Here is a 22046-nt window from a genome sequence, read left to right on the forward strand (position 1 = left end):
CACAAAATTAACAAAAATCATCAATGGTGTGATATTTTTCACAATAAAATGTTTAGAATTGTTTTATATTGAATTTGAAATACTGAAGATAAGAATAAACCTGCTGAAAAGGAGCATGATGATGAATCACGAAGGAAGTCTCCGCCGCGGTCTGTTGTTTGGTCTGGTTTTAAGTATCCCGCTTTGGATGTCAATGATCGGCTGGCTGCAGCTGCTCTAAAATACAAGGTGCAAGACGGTCAGCAGGTTATCTGCGGCAGTCTTTTTTACTTGGCTGTTGAGTATAATATCTAAGGCGGTACTAGTAGTTCAATTCTACTAGAATTAAACATTTTGAATATATTAAATTTAAAATAAAAAAAGAGAGTATTCCGGAGTATAAAAGAGGATTACTTTGATAATAGATAGAGTTATATAGGTTTGTTACTGAGAATCTTCCATACAGGCCATTTTCCCAGAAAATTCTAATATTATTGCCAAATTATTATAAGGAATAGATTGACAATATAGAGGATCAGGGAATACACTGAGTTTAGTGCTAAAGTAACAAATGTCATAGACTAGTTATTACAATTTAAATTACATACTTTCTCATGTATAATCGCAAACCGCATGAAAGTGCGGGACGCAAAGCCAGGAGTCTACAGCCTCGGGAGAAGAGCGCTATGATCGTCCGGCCGCCGTGAAGCTTGTCTTCCTGGCGGCTTTTTTGTTGTTTTCAGGCGGGGTGCTGCTGTAGCCAAGCTTTAAATTGTTATCTTACGGGAGGAATTATTAATGAAACGTAAATCCGTATTGAAACTGTCCTTTGCTTTGGCTATGGCTGCTGTCCTGCTGGTTGGGGGTTGGCTGACTGCTGCCGGCCAGGATAAAATAAGGGCCGACAGCACACCTCTTCCGGGCATTGCGGGCAAATACAACGTATTCGTCCTTGGTGATCTCAAAGGCTACCACAGTGATTCTGAAGGCAGAATGGCGGCAGGCGGTAACATTACGCTTTCACAGGGCGGATATTCGGTAGGCCACAGCCTGAGTAACGAGGAGCGTTCCGAAATGGATTCGCTGGTTGCGGGCGGTAACCTGAACTACGAGATGGGGGAAGTAAACGGCAGCGCCGTTTATGGAGGTACATATACAGGCTCAGGCAAGCCTAGAGGCGGTACAGGAACCCTGCGGCAGGAAGCGAACGTTATTAACTTTGTCTCGGAATTTGCCTTGCTTCGTACGAAATCCCAAGAGCTTGCAGCTCTGACGGTGAACGGCAAGACTGAAGACAGCTATGGAAATATTAAACTGACTGGTACCGATCCCGTACTGAATGTATTTTCGGTTTCCGGCAGCGTGCTAACGGGCGCCAATGAGCTGCGGATCACTGCTCCGGCAGGATCAACTGTAATTGTTAATATAGACGGCAGCTCTGTCACATTCAAAAACGGGAACGGGCTGACAGGGGTCAGCCAGAATAAAGTGCTTTATAATTTCCCGCAGGCGACTGCCCTGCGGCTGGAAAGTATCGGTGTGATGGGCACCGTGCTGGCGCCGAATGCGGCGATTACCTTTAATAACGGGCAGATTAACGGCAGCATGTATGGCGCCTCACTGGAAGGCAGCGGGGAATTCCACCATAAGCCGTACACCGGCCGTGACAACGGAACACCAGCTACACCAACACCAACACCAACACCAACACCAACACCAACACCAACACCAACGCCGACAGTAACACCAACACCAACACCAACACCAACGCCAACGCCGACGCCGACAGTAACACCGACGCCAACGCCGACGCCGACAGTAACACCGACGCCAACACCGACGCCGACAGTAACACCAACACCAACACCAACACCAACACCAACACCGACGCCGACAGCAACACCGACGCCGACAGCAACACCGACGCCGACAGTAACACCGACGCCGACAGTAACACCGACGCCGACAGCAACACCGACGCCGACACCGACACCAACGCCGACAGCAACACCGACACCGACGCCAACGCCGACAGCAACACCGACACCAACGCCGACAGCAACACCGACACCGACACCGACACCAACGCCAACGCCGACAGCAACACCGACGCCAACGCCGACGGCAGGGCCAACAAGCACGCCAACACCGGTTCCTACCACTGCAGCGACACCGACGCCAACTCAGGGGACGCCGGCAACGGCACCGCCGGCAGCAACACCGACAACCGGAACTCCGGTGACGACTCCAACAGCAACAAACGCCGCCACACCGGCTCCGACCAGTATCGTTGCTATCCCGGGGGGCACCGTACCGACACCGTCAGGCCCGACAGTCATAGGCACGATCGTAACCGATGAAGAACTGGCTATTGATGATAATCCTGTACCGCTTGGTCCGGGGCCTAGTGCAACGTCGGCTGTAGGAGGTGTAATAGCCGTGCCGAAGACTACACCTGCGCCAAGTCCGACAGCCGGACCTGGCCCCGAGGATGAAATTGTGCTTGATGATGAGATTCCGCTGGGCAGCGTAACGGATCCAGGCACTACAGTAAAGGCAACGGCAGCTGCTACATTGCCTCAGACCGGAGAAAACAGCCCGGCTCCGTATTATATTACAGGTCTGACGCTGGCCGCCCTGGGACTGCTGCTGAACAGAACCAGAACCGGCAAACGCAAAAGCTAGACAGTAAAAGTGCGGTGGATGGAAAGGTTCATTCCGCCGGGATACCTTATAGGCTGCTGCCGGAAGGGTTATAGCTCCGGGCAGCCTTTTTTGGTCGTAAAGCATTTTAATGCTTTCGGGGTCTCAGCAAAGTCCCTGAGTCAGTGTCCATGAGAGGCCCCACTTTGTGGGGTTATTCTATGCCGCTTTTCGTGGCGCCTGCCAGTTTAATATCTATATAAATGCAAGGAGGCGATATCTATGTGGTTGATCATAATAGCGGCAGTTATTATAGTAGCGGCCGCAGCGCTGCTCTTTGCGGGCTTTTTCTTTTACGGAGTGGCAATCAATCGTGCGCCGAAGGAGTTTTTGGCCAGCAGTCCGGACCTGAAGCTTGATCCGCCTGTTGCTGGTGCGTCCTGGGGGGAAGGGGCCGAGTGGGTTTCCCGCCAGCATTTCCGGGATGTCCAGCTGGTGTCGGATGACGGCCTGCAATTAAAGGGTTATCTGCTGCTGTCGGAGCGTGCAGAAGGCCGCACTGCGATTATTGCCCATGGTTATTCCGGTAAGGGAAAGGACATGGGGGCTATCGCCAAACTGTACTATGAGCAGCTGGGCTATAATGTACTGCTTCCGGATGCGAGAGGTCATGGACAGAGCTCGGGGAATTATATCGGATTCGGCTGGCCGGAGCGCCGGGATATGGTGAAATGGATTGATTTCGTAAGGAAAGAAATGGGACCAGAAGCCCGGATTGTGCTGCATGGGGTATCGATGGGCGGAGCAACCGTGCTGATGACTTCGGGGGAAAAGCTTCCGGCGCAGGTTAAAGCCATCGTTGAAGATTGCGGGTACAGCTCAGTGAAGGCCCAGCTATCCTATCAGCTCAAGCGGATGTACCGGCTCCCGGGGTTTCCGTTTGTGCAGTCCGCCAGTCTGGTTACCCGGATCAAAGCAGGTTACTTTTTCGGTGAAGCCTCAGCACTCAGACAGGTGCGCAAAGCAGAAGTGCCGATTCTGTTTATTCACGGGGATGCTGACAAATTTGTACCCTTTTACATGCTGGAGGAACTGTATGAAGCCTGTAATGCTCCGAAAGAGAAGCTGATTGTGCACGGGGCGGGACATGGTCTGGCTTATGATACGGATAAGGCGGGGTATGTGGCCAGGGTAAGTGATTTTGTGCGGCGGTATGTACACTGATCCGGAAAATATCCCTGAAAAGTAGACGTGCCCGATATCCGCCTGCTGGCGGTTACCGGGCACTAATATGTTCCACACATGGCCTGCATTAGCAACGTATATGCAGCTAAACCATGTCTTATAGGTATATTTCATCCCCCGCCGTCAGTGAGTGTAACGGGTGTCAAAAGTTCCTTGTTATTTCCAGCAGCCGTATGGCGAGATAATCCTTCCAAAACGATAAGAGCCCTACCTCTCTCTTATCCTTGCGGCTCCGAGGCCGCGCCAGTGTGAATCGGAATGCTATGTTCGAATTTGATCTCATAAAAAGGAAGAGTGATGCAAGAAAACGTAAGAATTTGTGTCCAAATTGCCGATAATAGTAAGAAGTAAAACAATCGGCCTGACATCTTCTTGAAGGGGATACATATACACCTAAACAAATATTCCTATATTATATCACGAAATATATATAAGTGCAAATATAAATAGGGACTGGGTAAGACCGGGGATGGGGGAGCAAATGAATATATACGGGGCATTTTTGAGAAAGCAGATCAGCAATTATTTATTCGGCTCCGTTGTTGCGGTCATGGCGGTTGGAAGCCTGATCCTTCTTTCTTCTCTGGAGATCAGTGTCGTTGAGTACGGCCGGCTGTTAATTGTACTCCTGCTCTCCTTTATTATAATGGCAGTTACGGAAATAAGCGTGTTTCTGAGGCAGCTCAGGCCGATCCGGACAGCAATGCTGGAGGCTGAGCCTTCACTGGATGTCCTGGAGAAGGCGTACCTGCATACCCATCAGCTGCCCCGGCATGCAGTAATGCGGATTCTTGGTCCTCATCTTCTGGGATTATCCCTGCCTGCAGCGCTGATGACCATGTGGATGATTCACAACGGCCTGCTTTCATTACCGTATTTTTATCTGGTGATGGCTGTTATCGGAGCTATTATGGTTGCCAGCATGCATGCGCTGATCGAATTTTATCTGACCTGCTCAGCGATTATCCCGCTGATTAAAGAATTCAGAAACCGGGCAATGAAGCTGTATAGTGTAGATTTTTCTCTGGAGGGGCATGTTTTTGTGCCGATCCGCCCGAAATTCCTGATCAGCTGCATGCTGATCGGTACATTTCCGCTGTTCCTGTTTATAATGGCAACCCACATACGCATGAGCAATACAGGAAGCGGTATGCTGGTCGGCTTTCAGAACTACTGGGCCTGGGCGGGGATGGTGCTGCTGATCGGCACCCTTTTTTCATCAATTGCCGCCCTTCTCCTGACTAACAGCGTGCAGCATCCGATTAACGAGCTGTATAAAGCAATGAATAATATCAGGGACGGACAGCTCCTGCAGGTGCAGGATGAATATTCCGATGAATTTTCCAAGCTGGTCGCCGGCTTCAACATGATGGTGCGCGGACTGCAGGACCGTGAGCAGCAGAGCCGTCAGCTGCTGGACAGTTATTTTACAACGCTTGCCGTAGCGCTGGATGCCCGCGATTCCTATACGGCAGGCCACTCGCTGAGGGTGGCGGAATATTCGGTTATTATCGGACAGCTGGCCGGTCTGACCGGACAAAGCCTCGACGATCTGCGCAAGTCGGCGCTGCTGCATGATATCGGCAAAATCGGCGTGCCTGACAGTATCCTGTTCAAAGAAGGCAAGCTGACGGACGAAGAATTTGACATGATCAAGAGCCACCCGGTGCTCGGGGAAAATATACTGCGCCAGATTGAGCCGGTTGAGAAAATGGCCCCCTATCTGGAAGGGGTGCGCTCGCACCATGAACGCTATGACGGCAAAGGTTATCCTGACGGGCTGGCAGGCATCGCTATACCGCTTCACGGCAGGATTATTGCAGTCGCTGATGCCTACGATGCGATGACCTCAGACCGGCCCTACCGCAAGGGTATGGAGCATGAGCAGGCCTTGGCCATTCTGGAGAATGGCCGTGGCAGCCAGTGGGACCCGCAGTTTGCCGGGTTATTCCTGACATACTTCGGCAAAAATATAGACAAGGAAAAGGAAGATTATCCGGAGCGTGCGGGATAGCCAGAATGTTATACCTGCTTGACCGGACGCCTGCCCTTTCGGCGAAAGCGGATACCATCCAGATTCTGGAGGTATCCGCTTCTGCGTGCGTGCCTATTTTGTGAACAGCTGTGTAAAACCGACAATTAACGACTACATTCATTGAAGGATTATGGGCAGACCGTTATAATTATTAAGTCTGGTTTTTAATTAAAAAATAAGGAGAATTCTATGAAACGCGCAGACGTACTGCTTATTTCCATCGTGCTGATTGCTGCGCTTGCCTTCCTCGTGCCAAGATGGCTGGGCGATGACAAAGGCGGGCCTGGCAAGAATCTCGTGGCCAATATAACAGTGGACGGCAAGCTGTTCAAGACCGTGCAGCTCACAGAAGAAGAACAGAGCATTGAAATCCGCACAGAGCGGGGCTATAACCTGTTAAAAGTACATGACTACGGGATCGAAATGTATGAAGCGGATTGTCCCGATCAGGTATGTCTCGGCTTCGGCCGGATTACCCAGCCCAAACAGACCATCGTCTGTCTGCCGCACCGGGTACTGGTAGAGATTGCGGGGCCTTCAGAAGGAGATGAAATCGATGGCTATGTCCAGTAAGGAGTCGGCGACGGCGCTGAAAAGAACGGTAATCATTGCGATCTTTTCAGCTGTTGCCGTAGTGCTTAGTATAGTGGAAGCCCAGATTCCGCTTGCCGGAATGGGGCTGATGCCCGGCGCCAAGCTGGGCTTTGCCAATATCATGATTCTGACCTGTATCTACTTTTTACGCGGGCGCGACGCCTTTGTGCTGGTGATTCTGAAGACACTGCTTACAGCATTCCTGCTAGGTACCTTTTCAAGCCTGCTCTTCAGCCTCTTCGGCTCCCTGCTCAGCTTTGTGGTGATGTTCCTGCTTGTCCGTTTCAGCGGCAAAAGGCTGAGTGTCATCGGAATCAGCATCGCCGGCGGGCTTGCCCATAATACCGGACAGCTGCTGGCGGCATCCATGGTATTTAATTCGGCTAGTATTCTGTACTACCTGCCGATCCTGCTGATTACAGGGATTGTGACAGGGATTCTGGTTGGCTTTGCAGTGCGTTATCTGGTGGATTCACTTTCAAAGATTTCGCTGTTTGAAGAGTTTTTGGACGGACGGAGCCACTAGCTGCGGAAGGATGACGAACATGAAGGAAACTTACATTGCAAGTGAAGGCGGAGAGGCAGCTACAGTTATCTCTCTGGAAGGGGTAGCGTTCGGGTATGACCCGGAGCACCCGATATTGCACAACATTACGCTGTCTGTTCCCCGGGGGCAGTGGGTAAGCATTGTGGGCCCGAACGGCTGCGGCAAATCAACGCTTGTTAAGCTGCTGAATGCCCTGCTGCCTAAAAGCGCCGGTGAAATTGTGGTCTGCGGACAGCGTCTAGAGGAAGAAACGATCGGATTTATCCGCGGAAGCATTGGCATGGTTTTTCAAAATCCGGATAACCAGTTTATCGGTGCTACCGTAGAAGAGGATATCCTGTTCGGCCTGGAAGGGCTCTGTTTATCCTATGAAGAAATGGACGAACGCCTGAAGCTGTATACAGAAAAGCTGGGGATCAGCCATTTGCTGTCCAAACATCCGGGTGAGCTGTCCGGCGGCCAGAAGCAGCGGGTGGCGATTGCCTCCATTCTTGCTATGAAGCCAGGCATCGTCATCTTTGACGAGGCCTCTTCCATGTTGGATGAGGGCAGCCGCAATGAGCTGCTGGAGATTCTGCAGGGACTGCGCAGTGAAGGCTACACCATCCTGATGATTACGCATGATGCCGACGAGATTCTGGCGTCAGACCGGGTACTGGCTCTGCACGGAGGCAGCCTGGCGGCAGATTTAACGCCGGAAGAGCTGTTCCGGGATCAGGAGCTGCTTGCCACATGTCATCTGCGTGAGCCGTATCCCTGGCAGCTTGCCCGTGAATTGCAGCGTATTGGCATCAAGACAGATGTCCCCGCCAGTGAAAAGGAGCTTATAGATACGTTATGGCCATACAACTACAGCAAGTAAGCTATACCTACGCTGACCGGAGCCTGTGGAAGCAGACGGCGCTGCATGATATTGATCTTGGGATTGCCCAAGGAACCATGGTTGGCATTGCCGGGGCAACCGGCTCCGGCAAGTCCACGCTGCTGCAGCTGTTCAACGGGATTCTGAAGCCGTCCAAGGGGACGGTCAAGGTACTGGATGTTACGATTCAGGCGGGTGAAAAAGCGCCGAAGCTGCTGCCGCTGCGCCGCAGGGTCGGTCTGGTCTTCCAGTTCCCGGAGCAGCAGATGTTTGAAGAAACGGTCGAGAAGGATCTGATCTTCGGACCGCTCAATTTCGGGATGAGTGCCGAAGAAGCCAAAACACGCGCCCGCCGGGCGATGACTGACATGGGGCTGGATCTTGACCTGCTGGAGCGCAATCCGTTCCGGTTAAGCGGAGGCCAGATGCGCAAAGCAGCTATAGCTTCTGTACTGGCGATGGACCCGGAGATTATTGTTCTGGATGAACCGACAGCGACGCTGGACCCGCTGAGCCGGGCTGAACTGATCGGACTGCTGGAGCGGCTCTGCCGTGAGCAGGGGAAGACGATTATTATCGTAACCCACCGGATGGACGAGCTGCTGCCCTACGCTGACCATTGGGCGCTGCTTAAGGAAGGCACGCTGGTCTTTCAGGGGAGCGGCCGGGAGCTTGCTGCAGACCCGGATATTCTGGAGCGTTGCGGCCTTAGTGTACCGCACTCCCTCCGGTATTGGCAGGCGGTTGCACGGCGGCTCGGTCTGGAAGGCGAGCAGCCTTGCCTGACTGCCGAGAGCCTGGCCGAGCGGATATCTTTACTGCAGGCTGAAGGAATGGAGGATGGCCATGAATGAACGTCTGCTGCTTGGACGCAGCATAGAGACCGGCTCCTGGGTACATAAGCTCGATGCCCGGTCCAAAATAACCGGAATGCTGCTGTATCTCGCCATTATTCTGCTCTCACACTCCTGGGCAGCGATGGGGCTGCTGGCCGTATTCTCCGTTTCGGTGATGCTGTCGACGCGCATCCCGCTCAAATATTTTATTAAATCGGCTAAGCCGTTACGGTTCTTGATGCTGTTTATTTTTATTGTACAGATGCTATCGGTAAAAGAAGGTGAAGCCTGGCTGACGTTAGGTTCCTTTTCGCTGTATGAGGGCGGCCTGCGGCTGGGGGCTTTTTCCGTAATCCGGATGTTGTTTCTGGTTACCTTCACCTCGCTGCTGACGTTTACGACAACTCCGGGCAAGCTTAATCAGGGGCTTGAAGGTATTTTGTCCCCGTTCAAGAAGCTCGGGCTGAAGCCCGACCGGCTTACGATGATGATCGATCTTGCGCTGCGTTTCATTCCGACGATTCTTGATGAATCGCAGATTATCCTGAAGGCACAGGCCTCCCGGGGAGCAGATCTGAAGGAACTGCCGCTTAAGGAAAAGGGACGGATGCTCATATCGCTGCTTGTACCTGTAATCACAAGCGCCTTCCGCCGGGCGCAGGATCTGGTCTATTCCATGGAAGCCAGAGGCTTCCGCATGGATGCTCCGCGTACCAGGTATCACCGTCTGAGGTGGGGGGCAGCTGATACTTTATTCGTCGTAATGTTCATCATCATGGGAGTTGCAGTAGCAGTACTGTAATATTAGGAGGAAACAAGCATGGCACGTTATTTTAATGGCAGGGAAATTGAGTTATTGGCACCGGCAGGCACGTTTGAAATCTTCAAGGAGGTCGTGCAGTCGGCTTGTGATGCGGTTTATTTTGGCGGACCGGTCCTGAATATGCGGATGATGCGCAAAGGCTACAACCTGTCGCATGAGGAGATTGCCCAGGCACTGGTGATGGCCCACAATCTTGATAAAAAAGTTTATGTTACCGTCAATAATCTGTTCAGTGAAGAAGATGTGGAGGAAGCCAGAGAGTATCTGCGGTTCCTGGACGAGGTTCAGCCGGATGCGCTGATTGTGCAGGATATGGCTGTGCTGGAGCTGATCCGCGAAATGGGGCTGACGGTACCAATTCATGCTTCCGTTATGATGAATGTCCACAATCTGGAGATGATCTACGCGCTGCGTGATCTCGGGGTCACCCGGGTAGTTACTTCCCGTGAGATGGATCTGCAGACAGCAAAGCTGCTGGGCCAGAGAAGCGGTATGGAGCTGGAGTATTTTATTCACGGTGATATGTGCTCAGTGCACGGGGCCAACTGTTATTTCAGCTCCCAGGTGTTCGGGATGAGCAGCAACCGGGGCAAATGCATGAAGCCTTGCCGCTGGGATTACCGGATTAAGAAGGACGGCTATGTTTTCCCTGCTGAATATCCGCTGGCGGTCAAAGATATGTTCATGTATGAGCATCTGCCGGAGCTGATCGAATCAGGAATTACCTCGTTCAAAATTGAAGGCCGGATGCGCGACAAGGAATTTATGGTGATGCTGGCCAACAGCTATGGCGAAGCGCTTGACCGCTATATCGATGATCCGCTTGGATTCGACCGCACCGTAGATTCCAAAACGCTGTACAACAACCGCAAACGTGACTTTTCCACCGCATATGCTTTTGGCAAGCCGGGATTATCGAATATTAACCGCCGCTATGAGGGGACAGGGAAATTTTACAGTACAGGAAAAGTGTTCAGTACCCCTACTGCAGAGCGGGAGCTCTCTGAGAGCCGGGTAATTCAGCTCCGTGAGCGGATGGCCGAAGGCAAAAAAGAACAGGCAGCCAAACCTGAGCTGGCCGTGCGCGTTAACAATATGGAACAGGCCAAGCTGGCGCTTGCGATGGGTGTAGAGCATCTGTATCTGCCGGGCGATGTGTTTGAACCGGATCTGCCGCTGACCAAACAGGATATTAAGGAACTGGGTGCGCTAAAAGGGGAGACGAAGCTGTATCTGGGGATGCCGCGGATGATGACGGAGCTGCATTTTGACCAGTTAAGCCAGCTTTTGAGTGGTGAACGGCTGCCGGTAGACGGTTTGCTGGTTACGAATCTGGGGGCGATCCGCCGCTTTAAGGATATGGGCTATCCGATGATCGGGGATGTGAACCTCAACGTGTACAACCATCTGGCTGCAGAGCTGTATACCGGACTTGGGCTGCAAAAGCTGACGGTTTCGCCTGAGATGACTTTGGAGCATTTTGCCGGCTTTACCTCCCGCTGTAACCTGCCGCTTGAAGTAGTTGTGCATGGCACACCGGCACTGATGTATATGGAGCATGACCTGTTCGAAAACACTGAGGTTATGGAGCCGATCGGCGAGGAAGATAATATATTTGTCAGCAATGACGTGCTTGTGCTCAAAACAGACAAAGGTGAAAATCCGGTCTACCGCGACCAATACGGACGCTGCCACCTGCTGTTCGCCAAAGAGCTGTGTTATCTGCCGATGCTGGATGAAATGAAGGGCCTTGGAATCTCCACCTTCCGGATTGAAGGAGCTACCTACAGTATTGAAGAGCTGCGTACCATTATCTCAGCTTACCAGGCTGCTATTGGCGGCAAGGGGAATCAAGAGGATCTGCTGGGTGGGCTGAAGCCGGTGTATGCCGGATATACGTTGGGCTCGCTGCAGTTTAATTAATATTTCAAATTTAAAATTATAGGGTTAAGCTTTTTATTTTGCCAGAGTCCAGAATTTCAAGTGACATTTTTCACAATATCTGAGGTTTGAAAGATTAGCAATCTTCTATCCATATCCAGGTCTGCAGACGATATAATAGTTGGTAAAGCAATAAGAACGGATCTGCCGTCCTGAACCAGGGCGGTATCCGGTTCTGCACAGAATTCATCGAGTGAAAGCGAGGCTTCTTTATGGAACAGACATCATTTATCGGCAGAGAGGCTGTAGCCGCCAAACGCAAGCAGTATTTCTATCCCTGCACCGCACACTTTTACCGGGATGCCCCGCAGATTGTCCGCGGAAGCATGCAGTATGTTTATGATGAGAACGGCAAGGAGTATACGGATTTCTTTGCCGGGGTTTCAGTAGTCGCCTGCGGCCACTGCAATCCGGCTATAACAGACCGGACTATCGCCCAGCTTCAGCAGCTTCAGCATACGTCGACCGTATATTTGACCCAACCCAATGTAGATCTTGCGGAACGGCTGGAGGCGGTGCTTCCGGGGAATCTGCGGCGCAGCTTTTTCGTGAACAGCGGCTCTGAGGCGAATGAGGGAGCTTTGCTGCTGGCCAGAATGCATACCGGACGCAAAGGATTTATTGCCCTCGAAAGCGGTCTGCACGGGCGTACCAATCTGACGATGAGCGTGACCGGGCTGCAGATGTGGCGGACGGATAACTATCTGGACGAGGATGTTACGTTTATTGAGCGTCCTTATCATCCTGATCTGACCCTGGAAGAGGCGGCTGAGCGTTCGATTGAGAGTCTTAAGCGGGTACTGGAAGAAAAGGGTGATACCATCGCCGCGATGATCGTTGAACCGGTTCAGGGCAACGGCGGCATGATTATGCCGGCTCCTTCGTACTTCCGTGAGGTCAAGGCGCTGCTGGAGCAATACGGCGTGCTGCTGATCGACGATGAAATCCAGACCGGCTACGGCCGAACCGGCGCTATGTTCGCAATCGAGCATTTCGGAGTCGTTCCAGACATTATCAGTATGGCAAAAGCGCTCGGTAACGGCGTGCCGGTCGCAGCCTTCGCCACGACAGATGAAATCGCAGCTTCGCTGAACCGCCCGTCAGCTTCCACCTTCGGCGGCAATCCGGTCTCCGCAGCTACGGCACTGGCCGTGCTCGATTACATCGAGAGTGAGCAGCTGCCTGGGCGTGCAGCAGAGCTGGGCGGACGGCTGAAGACCGGGCTGGAGCAGCTGCGTGCAAGCTATCCTGCGCTGATCACTGACGTGCGCGGCACCGGCTTCATGCTTGGGGCCGAGCTGGCCGGCAATACTGCAGTCAGTGCTGCAGAGCTGACCGATGATGTGCTGGAAGAGTTGAAGGACCGCGGCTATCTGATCGGCAAAAACGGCATCGGCCGCAATGTTCTGGCCTTCCAGCCGCCGCTGGTTGTTACAGCAGAGAATATAGACGGGCTGCTTGAAGTGCTGGGTGAGGTGCTGCTGCAGGCCTCCAGCCGCTTGTCTGCCGCTGTGCAGGCTTAAGCGGCAGACACAGGAATCAAAGGTAAAGGACGAATGCAATGGTTATTATGAATGCTTTTAAAACGGCGGCGCTGAAGCTGAAGATGTTCAGTGAGCTGGTTATGTTCTCACATACGCTTTTCTCTCTGCCGTTTGCTGTCATCTCGATGGTATGGGCCGCCGGAGGGTGGCCTTCCGGGCATATGATGCTGTGGGGTCTGATTGCCCTGATCGGGGCGCGCAATGGCGCCAACGCCTTTAACCGGCTGGTGGACCGCACCTTCGACAAGCAGAATCCGCGGACGGCGCACCGGCATCTGCCGCAGCAGCTGCTGGCGGAGAAGGAAGTTATTCTGTTTATTATTATCAACTATGCCGTGTTTATCGTTGCCTCCGGCATGCTGAATATGCTCTGTCTGATTCTATCGCCTGTAGCGATTGTCCTAATTTCCAGTTACTCGTATACTAAGCGCTTCACGTTCCTTAGCCATCTGTATCTGGGCTTTGTCATCGCCTCCGCGCCGATTGGCGCATGGTTCGCTGTGACCGGGAATATTGCCTTTACGCCGTTCGTGATCGGCACGGTCGTTATGCTGTGGATTGCAGGGTTTGACATCATTTACGGCACCCAGGATATCGAGTTTGACCGGCGGCACGGCTTATGGTCGATCCCCAGCTTCTTCGGGTTGAAAAACGCGCTGCTCATCTCCAAGGGCCTGCATTTCATCATGGTCATGCTGCTGCTCTTCTTGTACCTCTGGCGCGACCTGGGCTGGATGTATCTGGTCGGTATCGGCATCGCGACCCTGCTTCTGATGACGGAGCATCAGATCATCAAACCGTCGAACCGGAAGCTGATGAAGGTGGCTTCTTATAATTTGAATCAGGTGATTAGTATGGTGATTGTACTGTGCACGCTGATTGATTATTTTTATGTTAGCTAGGGGCGCGCTCGGTAGGGGAAGCTGGCTGGTGTGCTCGCCTTCACGCTCGGTGGGAAGGCTCTGCTGCGAGGAATGTTTGGACTTCCGGCCGCTGTTATGTTTGGATTTCCTTATTTAAACCGCTGTCCGCGGTAGAAATCCAAACATAGCTTATGCTTCCGATGCTAGCTTTCCTTTGGAAAGCTTTCAGGCGGACGCTCCGCTCCTCCAGTTCCAAAATTCCTCTCCGCTCGCTCTCACCTCACTTGGCTAACAACAAAAAGACAACAGGCCAGCCCAGTTTTGGGGGGCAGCAAGGGCGCGTAAAAGGCTGGCTACGCGCCCTTTTTGCTGTACCCCGAACCCCGAACCCCGAACCCCGAACCCCGAACCCCGAACCCCGAACCCCGAACCCCGAACCCCGAACCCCGAACCCCGAACCCCGAACCCCGAACCCCGAACCCCGAACCCCGAACCCCGAACCCCGAACCCCGAACCCCGAACCCCGAACCCCGAACCCCGAACCCCGAACCCCGAACCCCGAACCCCCAACCCCAACCCCAACCCCAACCCCTCCAAAAGATCAAACCAACACCCTCCTGCTAAACAACGCTCACGGGCGCTGCGCTGCATTTGCTGGTTTAGTAGAAAGAGGTAAGTTGAGCTCAAATTCCTCTGAGATGCAGGTCCCGAGTATCTAAGTGGATTTTTGCTAACTAAATCCCCCGTTTTTCGAAAATTGTAGCTAATAGGTGGAGAATCAACACTTAGTTTAGCTGGCAATTCCCTTTTGACGCAAAAGAGATCATATTAAGTGTGCTTTTACCATCTATTATCTTATTTTCAGAAGTTTTTGGAGAATTAGATGGCGAATTTACACTTAGTTGATCGTCGCATCTCTCCGCATCCCCGAAAGCACTAAAATACAAAAAAAAGAGCCCGAAGGCTCTTTGGATATTAGTTAAAAATTTACACGTTTAAGGCATAGCATAATGTGTTTATACATACATGAATATCTCAGTAATCGCGGCCGGCAAAATACTGCAGCAGGGTCTGCAGATCGGCATGAGCCGGATATCCGGAGAGCTCCTGCACGATCGCTGCGGCCTGGTCCAGATAGCTCTGGCTGACCTCCGCAGTCCGGGTAAGGGCATCGCTCCCGGTGATGAGATTAAGTACATAAGTAACCTCTGCTTCAGAGGAATCAGGGCCGATCTTGCGGATCGCGGGAGCGAGCGCAGGGTCCTGAAGGGCAAATAGGACAGGTAGTGTTACCTGGCCATGCCGCAGGTCACTGCCGGCAGGCTTGCCCAGCTTCTCGGCAGACTGGGTGAAATCAAGCAGATCATCCTGGATCTGAAAGGACATGCCCAGCGCTTCACCAAAGCGGTACAGGAGCTGTGAGACCTCTTCGGGGCTCTCTGTGGAGAGTGCACCAACCCGCAGGCAGGTAGCCATCAGCATCGCTGTTTTGTTAAGTGATTTCTCCAGGTATTGCTCAAGCGTCAGGTCATAATCGAAGGCATGCTCCAGCTGCTGGTATTCACCAAGGCAGAGCTGGGCAGTAGCTACGGATGAAAGGTCATGAACGTAGCGGTTTTTGTCTCCGGTATATTTACTTAACAGCTCGATGACTCTGGCCGACATATAGTTGCCGATGTGAACAGCAGAGAGTACGCCGGTCTTTACATGCAGGGCGGCCCCGCCGCGCCGCAGCTCGGCATCGTCGATAATATCATCATGAATTAAAGAGGCAGCGTGAATAAATTCAGCAGCAGCAGAGAGCTGCAGCGTTCTGCGTCCGGCAGGCTTACGGCCGAACCGGCCGCCGACAATGACCATCAGCGGGCGCAGGCGTTTGCCGCCGGAGCCGACCAGCTCCAGAATGCTCTGGGCAAGCTGCGATTTTTTGGGAACATCCTTATCACGGGCCACTAGATTTTCGATTTCGCGGTTGATTTCATTCAGGTCTATGTTTAAGGCTTCATGCAGCTTCATCTATCGGATTCCCACCTGTCAAATGGCTTTGCTTGTGCGGCTTCGCTGTTTGCTCTCCTGGAGAAGGAATTCATCAATTCCAGCCGCCGGATTATACTCTGCGAAGTCTTCATTTGAACGTCTGATCTGCATTTTCTTAATGGATGGAGCCAGATAGGCGACCAGATCCAGCTCACGGCATTTCACTGCGAACTGCAGGTAGAAGCTGTATAAATAATCTCCGTCCAAAATGTTGCGGGTAAGGTCGGGGTGATGTGGGACGCATTCCATATGACGCTGTGCTGCCATAGTAAGAATGCTATAAATACCAAGCAAATGGAGTTTACGGTCATATTCCAGATCATGGCGTTCCAGTACCGCGAGCATCCGCTCACATTCCGCCGGAGAGAGGTCCAATTGAATACCGGCGATTTTAGACATTTCAGCCTGTAATTGCCGGAAAGTATCTTCAATGAGTTGTCTGTTCATTAAGTATCTCTCCTTCATGTCGGTTTTGACGGAAGCATCCACCGCCCTGATTATCCCTACAAAACCAATCTTTAAAAGCTTATTAAACAAGGAGAGTAATGTGTCCCAGGGACACATTACTCTTGAAAGAATCTTATTCAACTGTAGCACATATGCGCTGTGCATTGTTAAAAAGGTGTGAATTCAGATCAGTCCGTGTACAGATACCAGCGTCGTACGAGCGGAAGTCTCTTCCACTGCTTCTTGAGCCAAGGCAGAACGTAGTAGTCCAGACCGAAGATGCTGCCGGATCCGCCGATAGTCGCAATTGCTGCTGCAACATACCAGAGCATTTCCGTCGATGCCATTTGACTAGACCAGATCATAACCGCCATGGCGATCGTTCCGATCGAAGCGATAGCTGTGAACAGACCGACAATAAGCATTACACCGAAGACGATTTCGGCGCAGACCATACCGATTTGGAACCATTTAGCAAGGAAAGTATAAGTACCGTCATTATTGTAGAACATCAGATCCATGAACCAGTTAGTCATGTCATGTACGAATCCTGGAACCCAGAGAGCTTCTACCGCTTCTTTGGCAGTGGATACTGCTGAAGCTGCGGATTGGGCATCTACAGTTGTCTTAACGGCATCAACAGCCACACTGGCCGAAGAAGCAGCATCTGTAGCGAATGGAGCGGCAGGAATCAGGAAAATCTTATCCGGATCTTCCCAAATCTTCTTAAGCTTATCGATACCTTCATACAGCCACATGCCACCGAGCAGAATACGCAGCGGAACGAGCCAGAAGTTAGGCGAGCGCTTGGAGAAGTGACCGCCCACAAAGCTCTTGCGGTTCTCCACATGGAAGAACTCGTGCATCATGTAAGTCCATACTTTGTTAAAACCTACCACTTGAGAGAGGTAGAACATGTTGATAAAATGTTTGGACAGCATAGCCATAAAGCCGGTAAGCATAAACAGCTTGCCTGGAAGACCTACGTTCGCTACGCCGTAGCGGCTGCCGATGGAAACCATCGTACCGTGGAATCCCGGTTTGTAAGCCTTTTTGGCGGTACCTTTAATATCAGCTTCGATATTTCCGGCAACCAGCGGAGCTGCCTGTTCAGCATTTTCAACCATTTGCGGTACAGGACGGGTTTCGCCTTCAGGAATGAAGAAGATGTTATCCCCGACAACATATACATTCTTGTGATCAACGCTTTCGAGGTGCTCATTGGTAACGATACGTTTGCGGCCTTCCTGTTTAACTTCGAGATTGCCTACGATTTCGGAACCTTCAACACCGGCAGTCCAGACAATGGTCTGAGCTTCAACAACGTTTTTCTCGCCGAGAGCAACACTGCCTTTGCCCACTTCGGTGATTTTAGCGCTGGTTACGATTTCCACGTTCAGCTTGCGCAGACGGGCTTCAGCCTTTTGAATCAGCTTATCCGGAAGAATCGGCAGAACCTTAGGAGCCATATCGGCAACAATCAGGCGCACATCGGAAGGATCGATATAGAACTCTCTGCACAATTCATCGCGCTGCTCAGCCATTTCACCGACCAGCTCGACACCGGTGAAGCCGGCACCGATAATAACGAAGGTCAGCATTGCACGGCGTACAGCCGGATTTTTTTCTTTAGCCGCTTTGGTGTACATATCGCGGATTTGACGTTTCAGCGCTACAGCGTCGTCATAGGACCAGAAGGAGAAGGTGTTCTCTTCAGCACCAGGAATTCCGAAGAAGGTCGGTTTGCTTCCTGTGCCGATTACCAGGTAATCATAAGCATAAGTTGCTTTATCTGATTTAAGCTTCTTGTTCTTGAAATCAATATTGCTTACTTCGTCAAGAACTACATCAACTTTAAGACCTGCAAAGATTTTCTTCAAATCGATCTTAATTGAATCCTCAGGCGCGCGGTTCGCTGAAACCTCATGCAGCTCAGTCAAAAGAGTGTGATAGGGATTCCGGTCGATCAGTTTAATTTCTACATCTTTGTCGTTCTTAAATTTCTTTGCCAGTTTCTTAGCCGTGAGTACGCCGCCGTAGCCGCCGCCCAAAATGACTATTTTCTTCAAGAGAAATTCACCTCATTCGTCTGATTAGCTGCAAGAGGAGAGCGAATGTATTATTTCGCGCCTTCGAGTGCTTTTTCTGCAAGTGTAAAGTATTCGCCTACGTGGATGGATACACCGGAAATAGCGTCAGTTTTGCCTTCAGCGTCCAGGGCAGGTGCTGTACCTTTATTTTCAAGGAAGTACTTTTCAGCCAGTGCGATTTCTTCGTGCCATTCAGCAGAAGCGCCGCCGGCTTTCATGCCATATTTGCCGTCAACGGAGTATTGTTTCTTGTCGTCGCCAGCAGCATTTACACCGCTGAAGTTAACAGCTACAACATTACCGTTAGCTACAGTAAGGGCAACAGTGGATTTCCAGCCGGAATCAGCATCCATTTCGCCCTCAGCTGTGTAGCCGCCGTCTTTGTAAGGACCAGCTTCAGCAGGGCCGGCAGCAATAGCAGCCTGGGCAGCAGCAACAAAGTCATTTACGTGTACGGATACGCCGGAGATAGCATCGGTATGTCCTTCTGCATCGACAGTGATAGCAGCCGGATCTTGTTTTTCAATCAGGAATTCTTCAGCTTTAGCAGCCTGTTCGTGCCATTCAGCTTGAGCGCCGCCTTTAGCAACGAGGCCGTAGTTACCGTCTTCGGAAACTTTCTTTTTCAGATCGCCTGCATTTTTAATGTTAAAAGCGTTCCAGTCAGCCTTGGTGATCTTACCGCCTTCTACAGTCAAGAGTGCATAAGTCTGCCAGCCTGTTTCAGCATCAGCATCAATAGTACCGAAATAAGTGCCGTCCTGGTATTGACCAGCTTCGGCCGGAGCATTGGTTGCTGTTTCAGTTGCAGCTGGTGCAGTTGTTTCTGCAGGTGCGTTGGTAGCAGCAGTGTTAGCGGCATTGTTGTTGTTTCCGCAGCCTGCCAGCAGGGTGCCAAGAACCAGGGCGCTCGACAAAATTACAGAAGCTTTTTTCATTTGTGATGACCTCCAAATTAGTTTAAAATATATATATTAAAATGTAAAACATTTTAATAGACTTGGAAGTGACATTTATCACGTTATAAATGACAAATGTCACTCTTATTATCGGCATTGGCTTCATTTTGTTGCAGTACTATGACACTTATCAGTAAACAAAAGGGAAAATTTTAAACATCTTCTTTCTGCTCCGAAGGCATTTTAGCATATTAGAACGCTCATACATGTGAAAATAATCACTTAAACCTAAATTAATTTATCTATACGTAATTTATCTATGCCTGGATTATATCAAATTTTAAAAGATTTGAATACCTCTTATAAAAGACTATTATGTGACAAAATCCGACGCTCCCAGCCAGCCGTTCCAGTTTCATAGCCGGCGCCGCCGGGTAATTAAAGAATAGCACGTTAAACTCTGAACATACCTTACAACTACAGGGAAACTAAGGAGATGAACATGTATGGACAGCAACGTATTTAAAGGGAAATGGATGCAAATTAAAGGTGAGGCCAAGAAACAGTGGGGCCAGCTCACTGACGATGATCTTAATGTAATTGACGGAGAAAAAGATAAATTGATCGGCAAATTGCAGGAACGCTACGGCCACACGAAAGATCAGGCTGAAGAGGAATACCGGAACTGGGAGCAGTCTGTACGCAACTAACGGTTGCTGTTCGGTTAATTAGCTAGTCACATTCGCATGAAGAGGCGGTGTCCCATGTACAAGTCGACCGTCGTCACCGGCAGGATTATTGAAGTGCAGGCAGATCGTGTGCTTACCCAGCAGGGTGATATGTTCTGTACCTATAATCCCCGGTATTATAAGTTTCCTGATGCAGAGCCATGGACACAGGCTGAATGTGAGCCGGACAAGGTGCCGGAACCTGTTATTGGAAAAATAAGCGGACAACAAGTGCCGAAACGGCGCTGGAATCCGGTGTGGCCTTTATTTTCGCCTCAGAAGAAGAGTGCAAATCGTATATGATTTGCACTCTTCTTCTTGTTATGCGCACTTAATATTAGTATACATACGTACAGCGCGTTAGAACTGTATTTTTATGAATTCAAGGAGCTAATATGATAGTATGGACGAGAAGCTGTTTATTCGAGCTGTGGGAGTGAGGCAATGGAATATCTTAAAATCTTTTTTGTCAATACAGCGCTGCTGATAACATTGGCTTATCTGGGCAATTTAATATATAAGCACACTATTACATATGCGCCTGAACGGGTGAAAAAGATATGCTGGGTTCTTGTGGCGATTTTTGCCGGCTGGATCAGCTCGTTTTTCGGATACAGGCTGGACGAGAATGTCATCTTTGATTTGCGAATTGTGCCGCTGATCATTTCCACCCTCGCCTATCCGCAGCCGTTTATTCTTATATTGATTGGTGTGGGAACCGGAATTACGCGGCTGACCTTCGGGGTAAACGAAGCAGCGATGGCCGGCGTTATTAATCTGTCTATTCTGGGATTTGTCTGTGCTGCTCTCAGCCTGTGGGTCAGCCGTTCTAATACAACACTCCGCTTCAAAAGACTGACGGTAATCCTTATAGTCAACCTGGTCAATACGGTCAATATCCTTATTTTCGGCGTCATTCCGGACCGGATCTATCTGTCGGATATTATGCCGGTCACGCTGGCAGGCGGCCTGGTCCTCAGTCTGCTGTTTGCGCTGATTATCCGTGACTTCCAGCTGGAGCTGCTGCGCAATGGCCAGATTATCCGGGCCAACGAGCTGCTGTCCGCCCAGACCGAGGAGCTGCACAAGAATAAGATTGCCCTGGAGGAGCGGGCCAAGCAGCTGATGCTGGCTTCGCAGTACAAATCAGAGTTTCTGGCTACGATGTCGCATGAGCTGCGTACACCGCTGAACAGCATCATCAACCTGTCGCAATTAATAGAAGAAAACAGTGACTCTCTAAGTCCGGAGGAAACCGGGGAATATGCCGGCATTATCCACCGCTCCGGTGAGGATCTGCTTATGCTTATTAATGATATTCTCGATTTGTCCAAGGTAGAGGCCGGGAAGCTGGATATCAGCAAGGAGGACCTGAGTGTCAGTGAAATTTCGGAGCTGCTGGTCCTGCAGTTCAGTGTAGCCGCCAAACTGAAGGGGCTGGAGTTTAAGGTTGTGAGTGAAGCAGCGGTTCCGGAAATCATACATTCCGATCCGCAGCGGGTGCAGCAGATTCTCCGCAACCTGCTGGCTAATGCAGTTAAGTTTACTGCGGAAGGGAGCATATCCCTTAATATCCGCACGGTAGAGCAGAAGGACGGGGCCCTGTTACGTCGCTGGATCGTATTTGACGTGCAGGATACCGGCATCGGAATTGCCGCTGAGAAGCATGATATTATCTTCGAAGCCTTCCAGCAGGCGGATGTGACAATCGGCCGCAGATATGGGGGAACCGGACTGGGCCTGTCCATCAGTAACGATCTGGCAAGACTTCTGGGCGGATTTATCACCCTTCATAGTGAAGAACAAAAGGGGAGCCGCTTCTCACTGTATCTGCCTCTGTAGCTGCAGTTTAAGCGGTTTCTGCACTTCCAACTTTCTTTGTGACTTTGCTGTATTGACTTGGAACTATTGCCGAGTAGAATGGAGCCAATGC

The 22046-nt window shown here is 51.0% G+C and carries 18 protein-coding genes and 1 riboswitch; of the genes, 14 read left to right on the forward strand and 4 right to left on the reverse strand.

The features are described from left to right. The first annotated feature begins 592 nt into the window (after positions 1–592). Positions 593–685, forward strand: a riboswitch (cyclic di-GMP riboswitch). A gap of 92 nt (positions 686–777) precedes the next feature. The 11 genes from NST84_RS02240 (at position 778) to NST84_RS02290 (ending at position 13951) form a co-directional block, all read left to right on the forward strand. Beyond that, entirely contained in the window at positions 778–2664 is a 1887-nt protein-coding gene (locus NST84_RS02240; RefSeq protein WP_342564045.1) for a choice-of-anchor A family protein, read from the forward strand. 240 nt (positions 2665–2904) lie between these two features. Further along, positions 2905–3846, forward strand: coding sequence for an alpha/beta hydrolase (locus NST84_RS02245; RefSeq protein WP_342564046.1), 942 nt, complete (start codon positions 2905–2907; stop codon positions 3844–3846). A gap of 502 nt (positions 3847–4348) precedes the next feature. Continuing rightward, entirely contained in the window at positions 4349–5881 is a 1533-nt protein-coding gene (locus NST84_RS02250; RefSeq protein WP_342564047.1) for an HD-GYP domain-containing protein, read from the forward strand. Between the two features lie 210 nt (positions 5882–6091). Then, positions 6092–6475: a NusG domain II-containing protein gene (locus NST84_RS02255; RefSeq protein WP_342564048.1), complete on the forward strand. Its 384-nt coding sequence runs from the start codon at positions 6092–6094 to the stop codon at positions 6473–6475. Then, positions 6459–7022, forward strand: a complete 564-nt coding sequence (locus NST84_RS02260) for a Gx transporter family protein (protein ID WP_342564049.1) — start codon at positions 6459–6461, stop codon at positions 7020–7022. The genes NST84_RS02255 and NST84_RS02260 overlap by 17 nt, the downstream gene beginning before the upstream one ends. 19 nt (positions 7023–7041) lie before the next feature. Then, on the forward strand, positions 7042–7905 hold the full coding sequence (locus NST84_RS02265; RefSeq protein ID WP_342564050.1) for an ATP-binding cassette domain-containing protein: 864 nt from the start codon (positions 7042–7044) through the stop codon (positions 7903–7905). After that, complete coding sequence (locus NST84_RS02270; RefSeq protein WP_342564051.1) at positions 7881–8759, forward strand: energy-coupling factor transporter ATPase; 879 nt, start codon at positions 7881–7883, stop codon at positions 8757–8759. The genes NST84_RS02265 and NST84_RS02270 overlap by 25 nt, the downstream gene beginning before the upstream one ends. Continuing rightward, entirely contained in the window at positions 8752–9543 is a 792-nt protein-coding gene (locus tag NST84_RS02275; RefSeq protein ID WP_342564052.1) for an energy-coupling factor transporter transmembrane component T, read from the forward strand. Before NST84_RS02270 ends, NST84_RS02275 begins: the two co-directional genes overlap by 8 nt. Positions 9544–9561: 18 nt before the next feature. Continuing rightward, complete coding sequence (locus NST84_RS02280) at positions 9562–11487, forward strand: U32 family peptidase (RefSeq protein ID WP_342564053.1); 1926 nt, start codon at positions 9562–9564, stop codon at positions 11485–11487. A 230-nt stretch (positions 11488–11717) separates the two neighbouring features. Then, the gene (locus NST84_RS02285) at positions 11718–13028 is read left to right on the forward strand and encodes an aspartate aminotransferase family protein (protein ID WP_342564054.1); all 1311 of its coding nucleotides are present in this window, start codon (positions 11718–11720) and stop codon (positions 13026–13028) included. Between the two features lie 38 nt (positions 13029–13066). After that, on the forward strand, positions 13067–13951 hold the full coding sequence (locus NST84_RS02290) for a UbiA-like polyprenyltransferase (RefSeq protein WP_342564055.1): 885 nt from the start codon (positions 13067–13069) through the stop codon (positions 13949–13951). Positions 13952–14947: 996 nt separating this feature from the next. Here the strand turns inward: NST84_RS02290 and NST84_RS02295 are convergent. The 4 genes from NST84_RS02295 to NST84_RS02310 form a co-directional block, all read right to left on the reverse strand. Then, positions 14948–15928 (reverse strand): polyprenyl synthetase family protein, encoded by a 981-nt coding sequence (locus NST84_RS02295; RefSeq protein ID WP_342564056.1) that lies wholly within the window; start codon positions 15926–15928, stop codon positions 14948–14950. Between the two features lie 18 nt (positions 15929–15946). Further along, on the reverse strand, positions 15947–16396 hold the full coding sequence (locus NST84_RS02300) for a hypothetical protein (protein ID WP_342564057.1): 450 nt from the start codon (positions 16394–16396) through the stop codon (positions 15947–15949). A 188-nt stretch (positions 16397–16584) separates the two neighbouring features. Then, a complete protein-coding gene (locus tag NST84_RS02305; protein WP_342564058.1) occupies positions 16585–18465 on the reverse strand; it encodes an FAD-dependent oxidoreductase in 1881 nt (626 codons plus the stop codon). A 50-nt stretch (positions 18466–18515) separates the two neighbouring features. Continuing rightward, positions 18516–19424, reverse strand: coding sequence for an FMN-binding protein (locus tag NST84_RS02310; protein WP_342564059.1), 909 nt, complete (start codon positions 19422–19424; stop codon positions 18516–18518). Positions 19425–19891: 467 nt separating this feature from the next. On the opposite strand from NST84_RS02310, the gene NST84_RS02315 reads away from it, so the two are divergent. From NST84_RS02315 to NST84_RS02325, 3 genes are all read left to right on the forward strand, one after another. After that, positions 19892–20095 carry a CsbD family protein gene (locus NST84_RS02315; protein ID WP_342564060.1) on the forward strand — a complete coding sequence of 68 codons (204 nt, stop codon included), beginning with the start codon at positions 19892–19894 and terminating at the stop codon, positions 20093–20095. A gap of 54 nt (positions 20096–20149) precedes the next feature. Further along, positions 20150–20416 carry a hypothetical protein gene (locus NST84_RS02320; RefSeq protein WP_342564061.1) on the forward strand — a complete coding sequence of 89 codons (267 nt, stop codon included), beginning with the start codon at positions 20150–20152 and terminating at the stop codon, positions 20414–20416. A 141-nt stretch (positions 20417–20557) separates the two neighbouring features. Beyond that, positions 20558–21955 carry an ATP-binding protein gene (locus tag NST84_RS02325; protein ID WP_342564062.1) on the forward strand — a complete coding sequence of 466 codons (1398 nt, stop codon included), beginning with the start codon at positions 20558–20560 and terminating at the stop codon, positions 21953–21955. The last annotated feature ends 91 nt before the right edge of the window (positions 21956–22046 follow it).

This window comes from Paenibacillus sp. FSL R7-0345 (assembly GCF_038595055.1).
In the GTDB taxonomy this organism is placed as follows: Bacteria; Bacillota; Bacilli; order Paenibacillales; family Paenibacillaceae; genus Paenibacillus_AQ.

Coding starts and splice junctions, on each gene's coding strand:
- NST84_RS02270 (WP_342564051.1), top strand. CDS start 7,881: ATGGCCATACAACTACAGCAAGTAAGCTATACCTACGCTGACCGGAGC.
- NST84_RS02255 (WP_342564048.1), top strand. CDS start 6,092: ATGAAACGCGCAGACGTACTGCTTATTTCCATCGTGCTGATTGCTGCG.
- NST84_RS02240 (WP_342564045.1), top strand. CDS start 778: ATGAAACGTAAATCCGTATTGAAACTGTCCTTTGCTTTGGCTATGGCT.
- NST84_RS02285 (WP_342564054.1), top strand. CDS start 11,718: ATGGAACAGACATCATTTATCGGCAGAGAGGCTGTAGCCGCCAAACGC.
- NST84_RS02250 (WP_342564047.1), top strand. CDS start 4,349: ATGAATATATACGGGGCATTTTTGAGAAAGCAGATCAGCAATTATTTA.
- NST84_RS02315 (WP_342564060.1), top strand. CDS start 19,892: ATGGACAGCAACGTATTTAAAGGGAAATGGATGCAAATTAAAGGTGAG.
- NST84_RS02260 (WP_342564049.1), top strand. CDS start 6,459: ATGGCTATGTCCAGTAAGGAGTCGGCGACGGCGCTGAAAAGAACGGTA.
- NST84_RS02280 (WP_342564053.1), top strand. CDS start 9,562: ATGGCACGTTATTTTAATGGCAGGGAAATTGAGTTATTGGCACCGGCA.
- NST84_RS02300 (WP_342564057.1), bottom strand. CDS start 16,396: ATGAACAGACAACTCATTGAAGATACTTTCCGGCAATTACAGGCTGAA.
- NST84_RS02325 (WP_342564062.1), top strand. CDS start 20,558: ATGGAATATCTTAAAATCTTTTTTGTCAATACAGCGCTGCTGATAACA.
- NST84_RS02245 (WP_342564046.1), top strand. CDS start 2,905: ATGTGGTTGATCATAATAGCGGCAGTTATTATAGTAGCGGCCGCAGCG.
- NST84_RS02290 (WP_342564055.1), top strand. CDS start 13,067: ATGGTTATTATGAATGCTTTTAAAACGGCGGCGCTGAAGCTGAAGATG.
- NST84_RS02265 (WP_342564050.1), top strand. CDS start 7,042: ATGAAGGAAACTTACATTGCAAGTGAAGGCGGAGAGGCAGCTACAGTT.
- NST84_RS02310 (WP_342564059.1), bottom strand. CDS start 19,424: ATGAAAAAAGCTTCTGTAATTTTGTCGAGCGCCCTGGTTCTTGGCACC.
- NST84_RS02275 (WP_342564052.1), top strand. CDS start 8,752: ATGAATGAACGTCTGCTGCTTGGACGCAGCATAGAGACCGGCTCCTGG.
- NST84_RS02295 (WP_342564056.1), bottom strand. CDS start 15,928: ATGAAGCTGCATGAAGCCTTAAACATAGACCTGAATGAAATCAACCGC.
- NST84_RS02320 (WP_342564061.1), top strand. CDS start 20,150: ATGTACAAGTCGACCGTCGTCACCGGCAGGATTATTGAAGTGCAGGCA.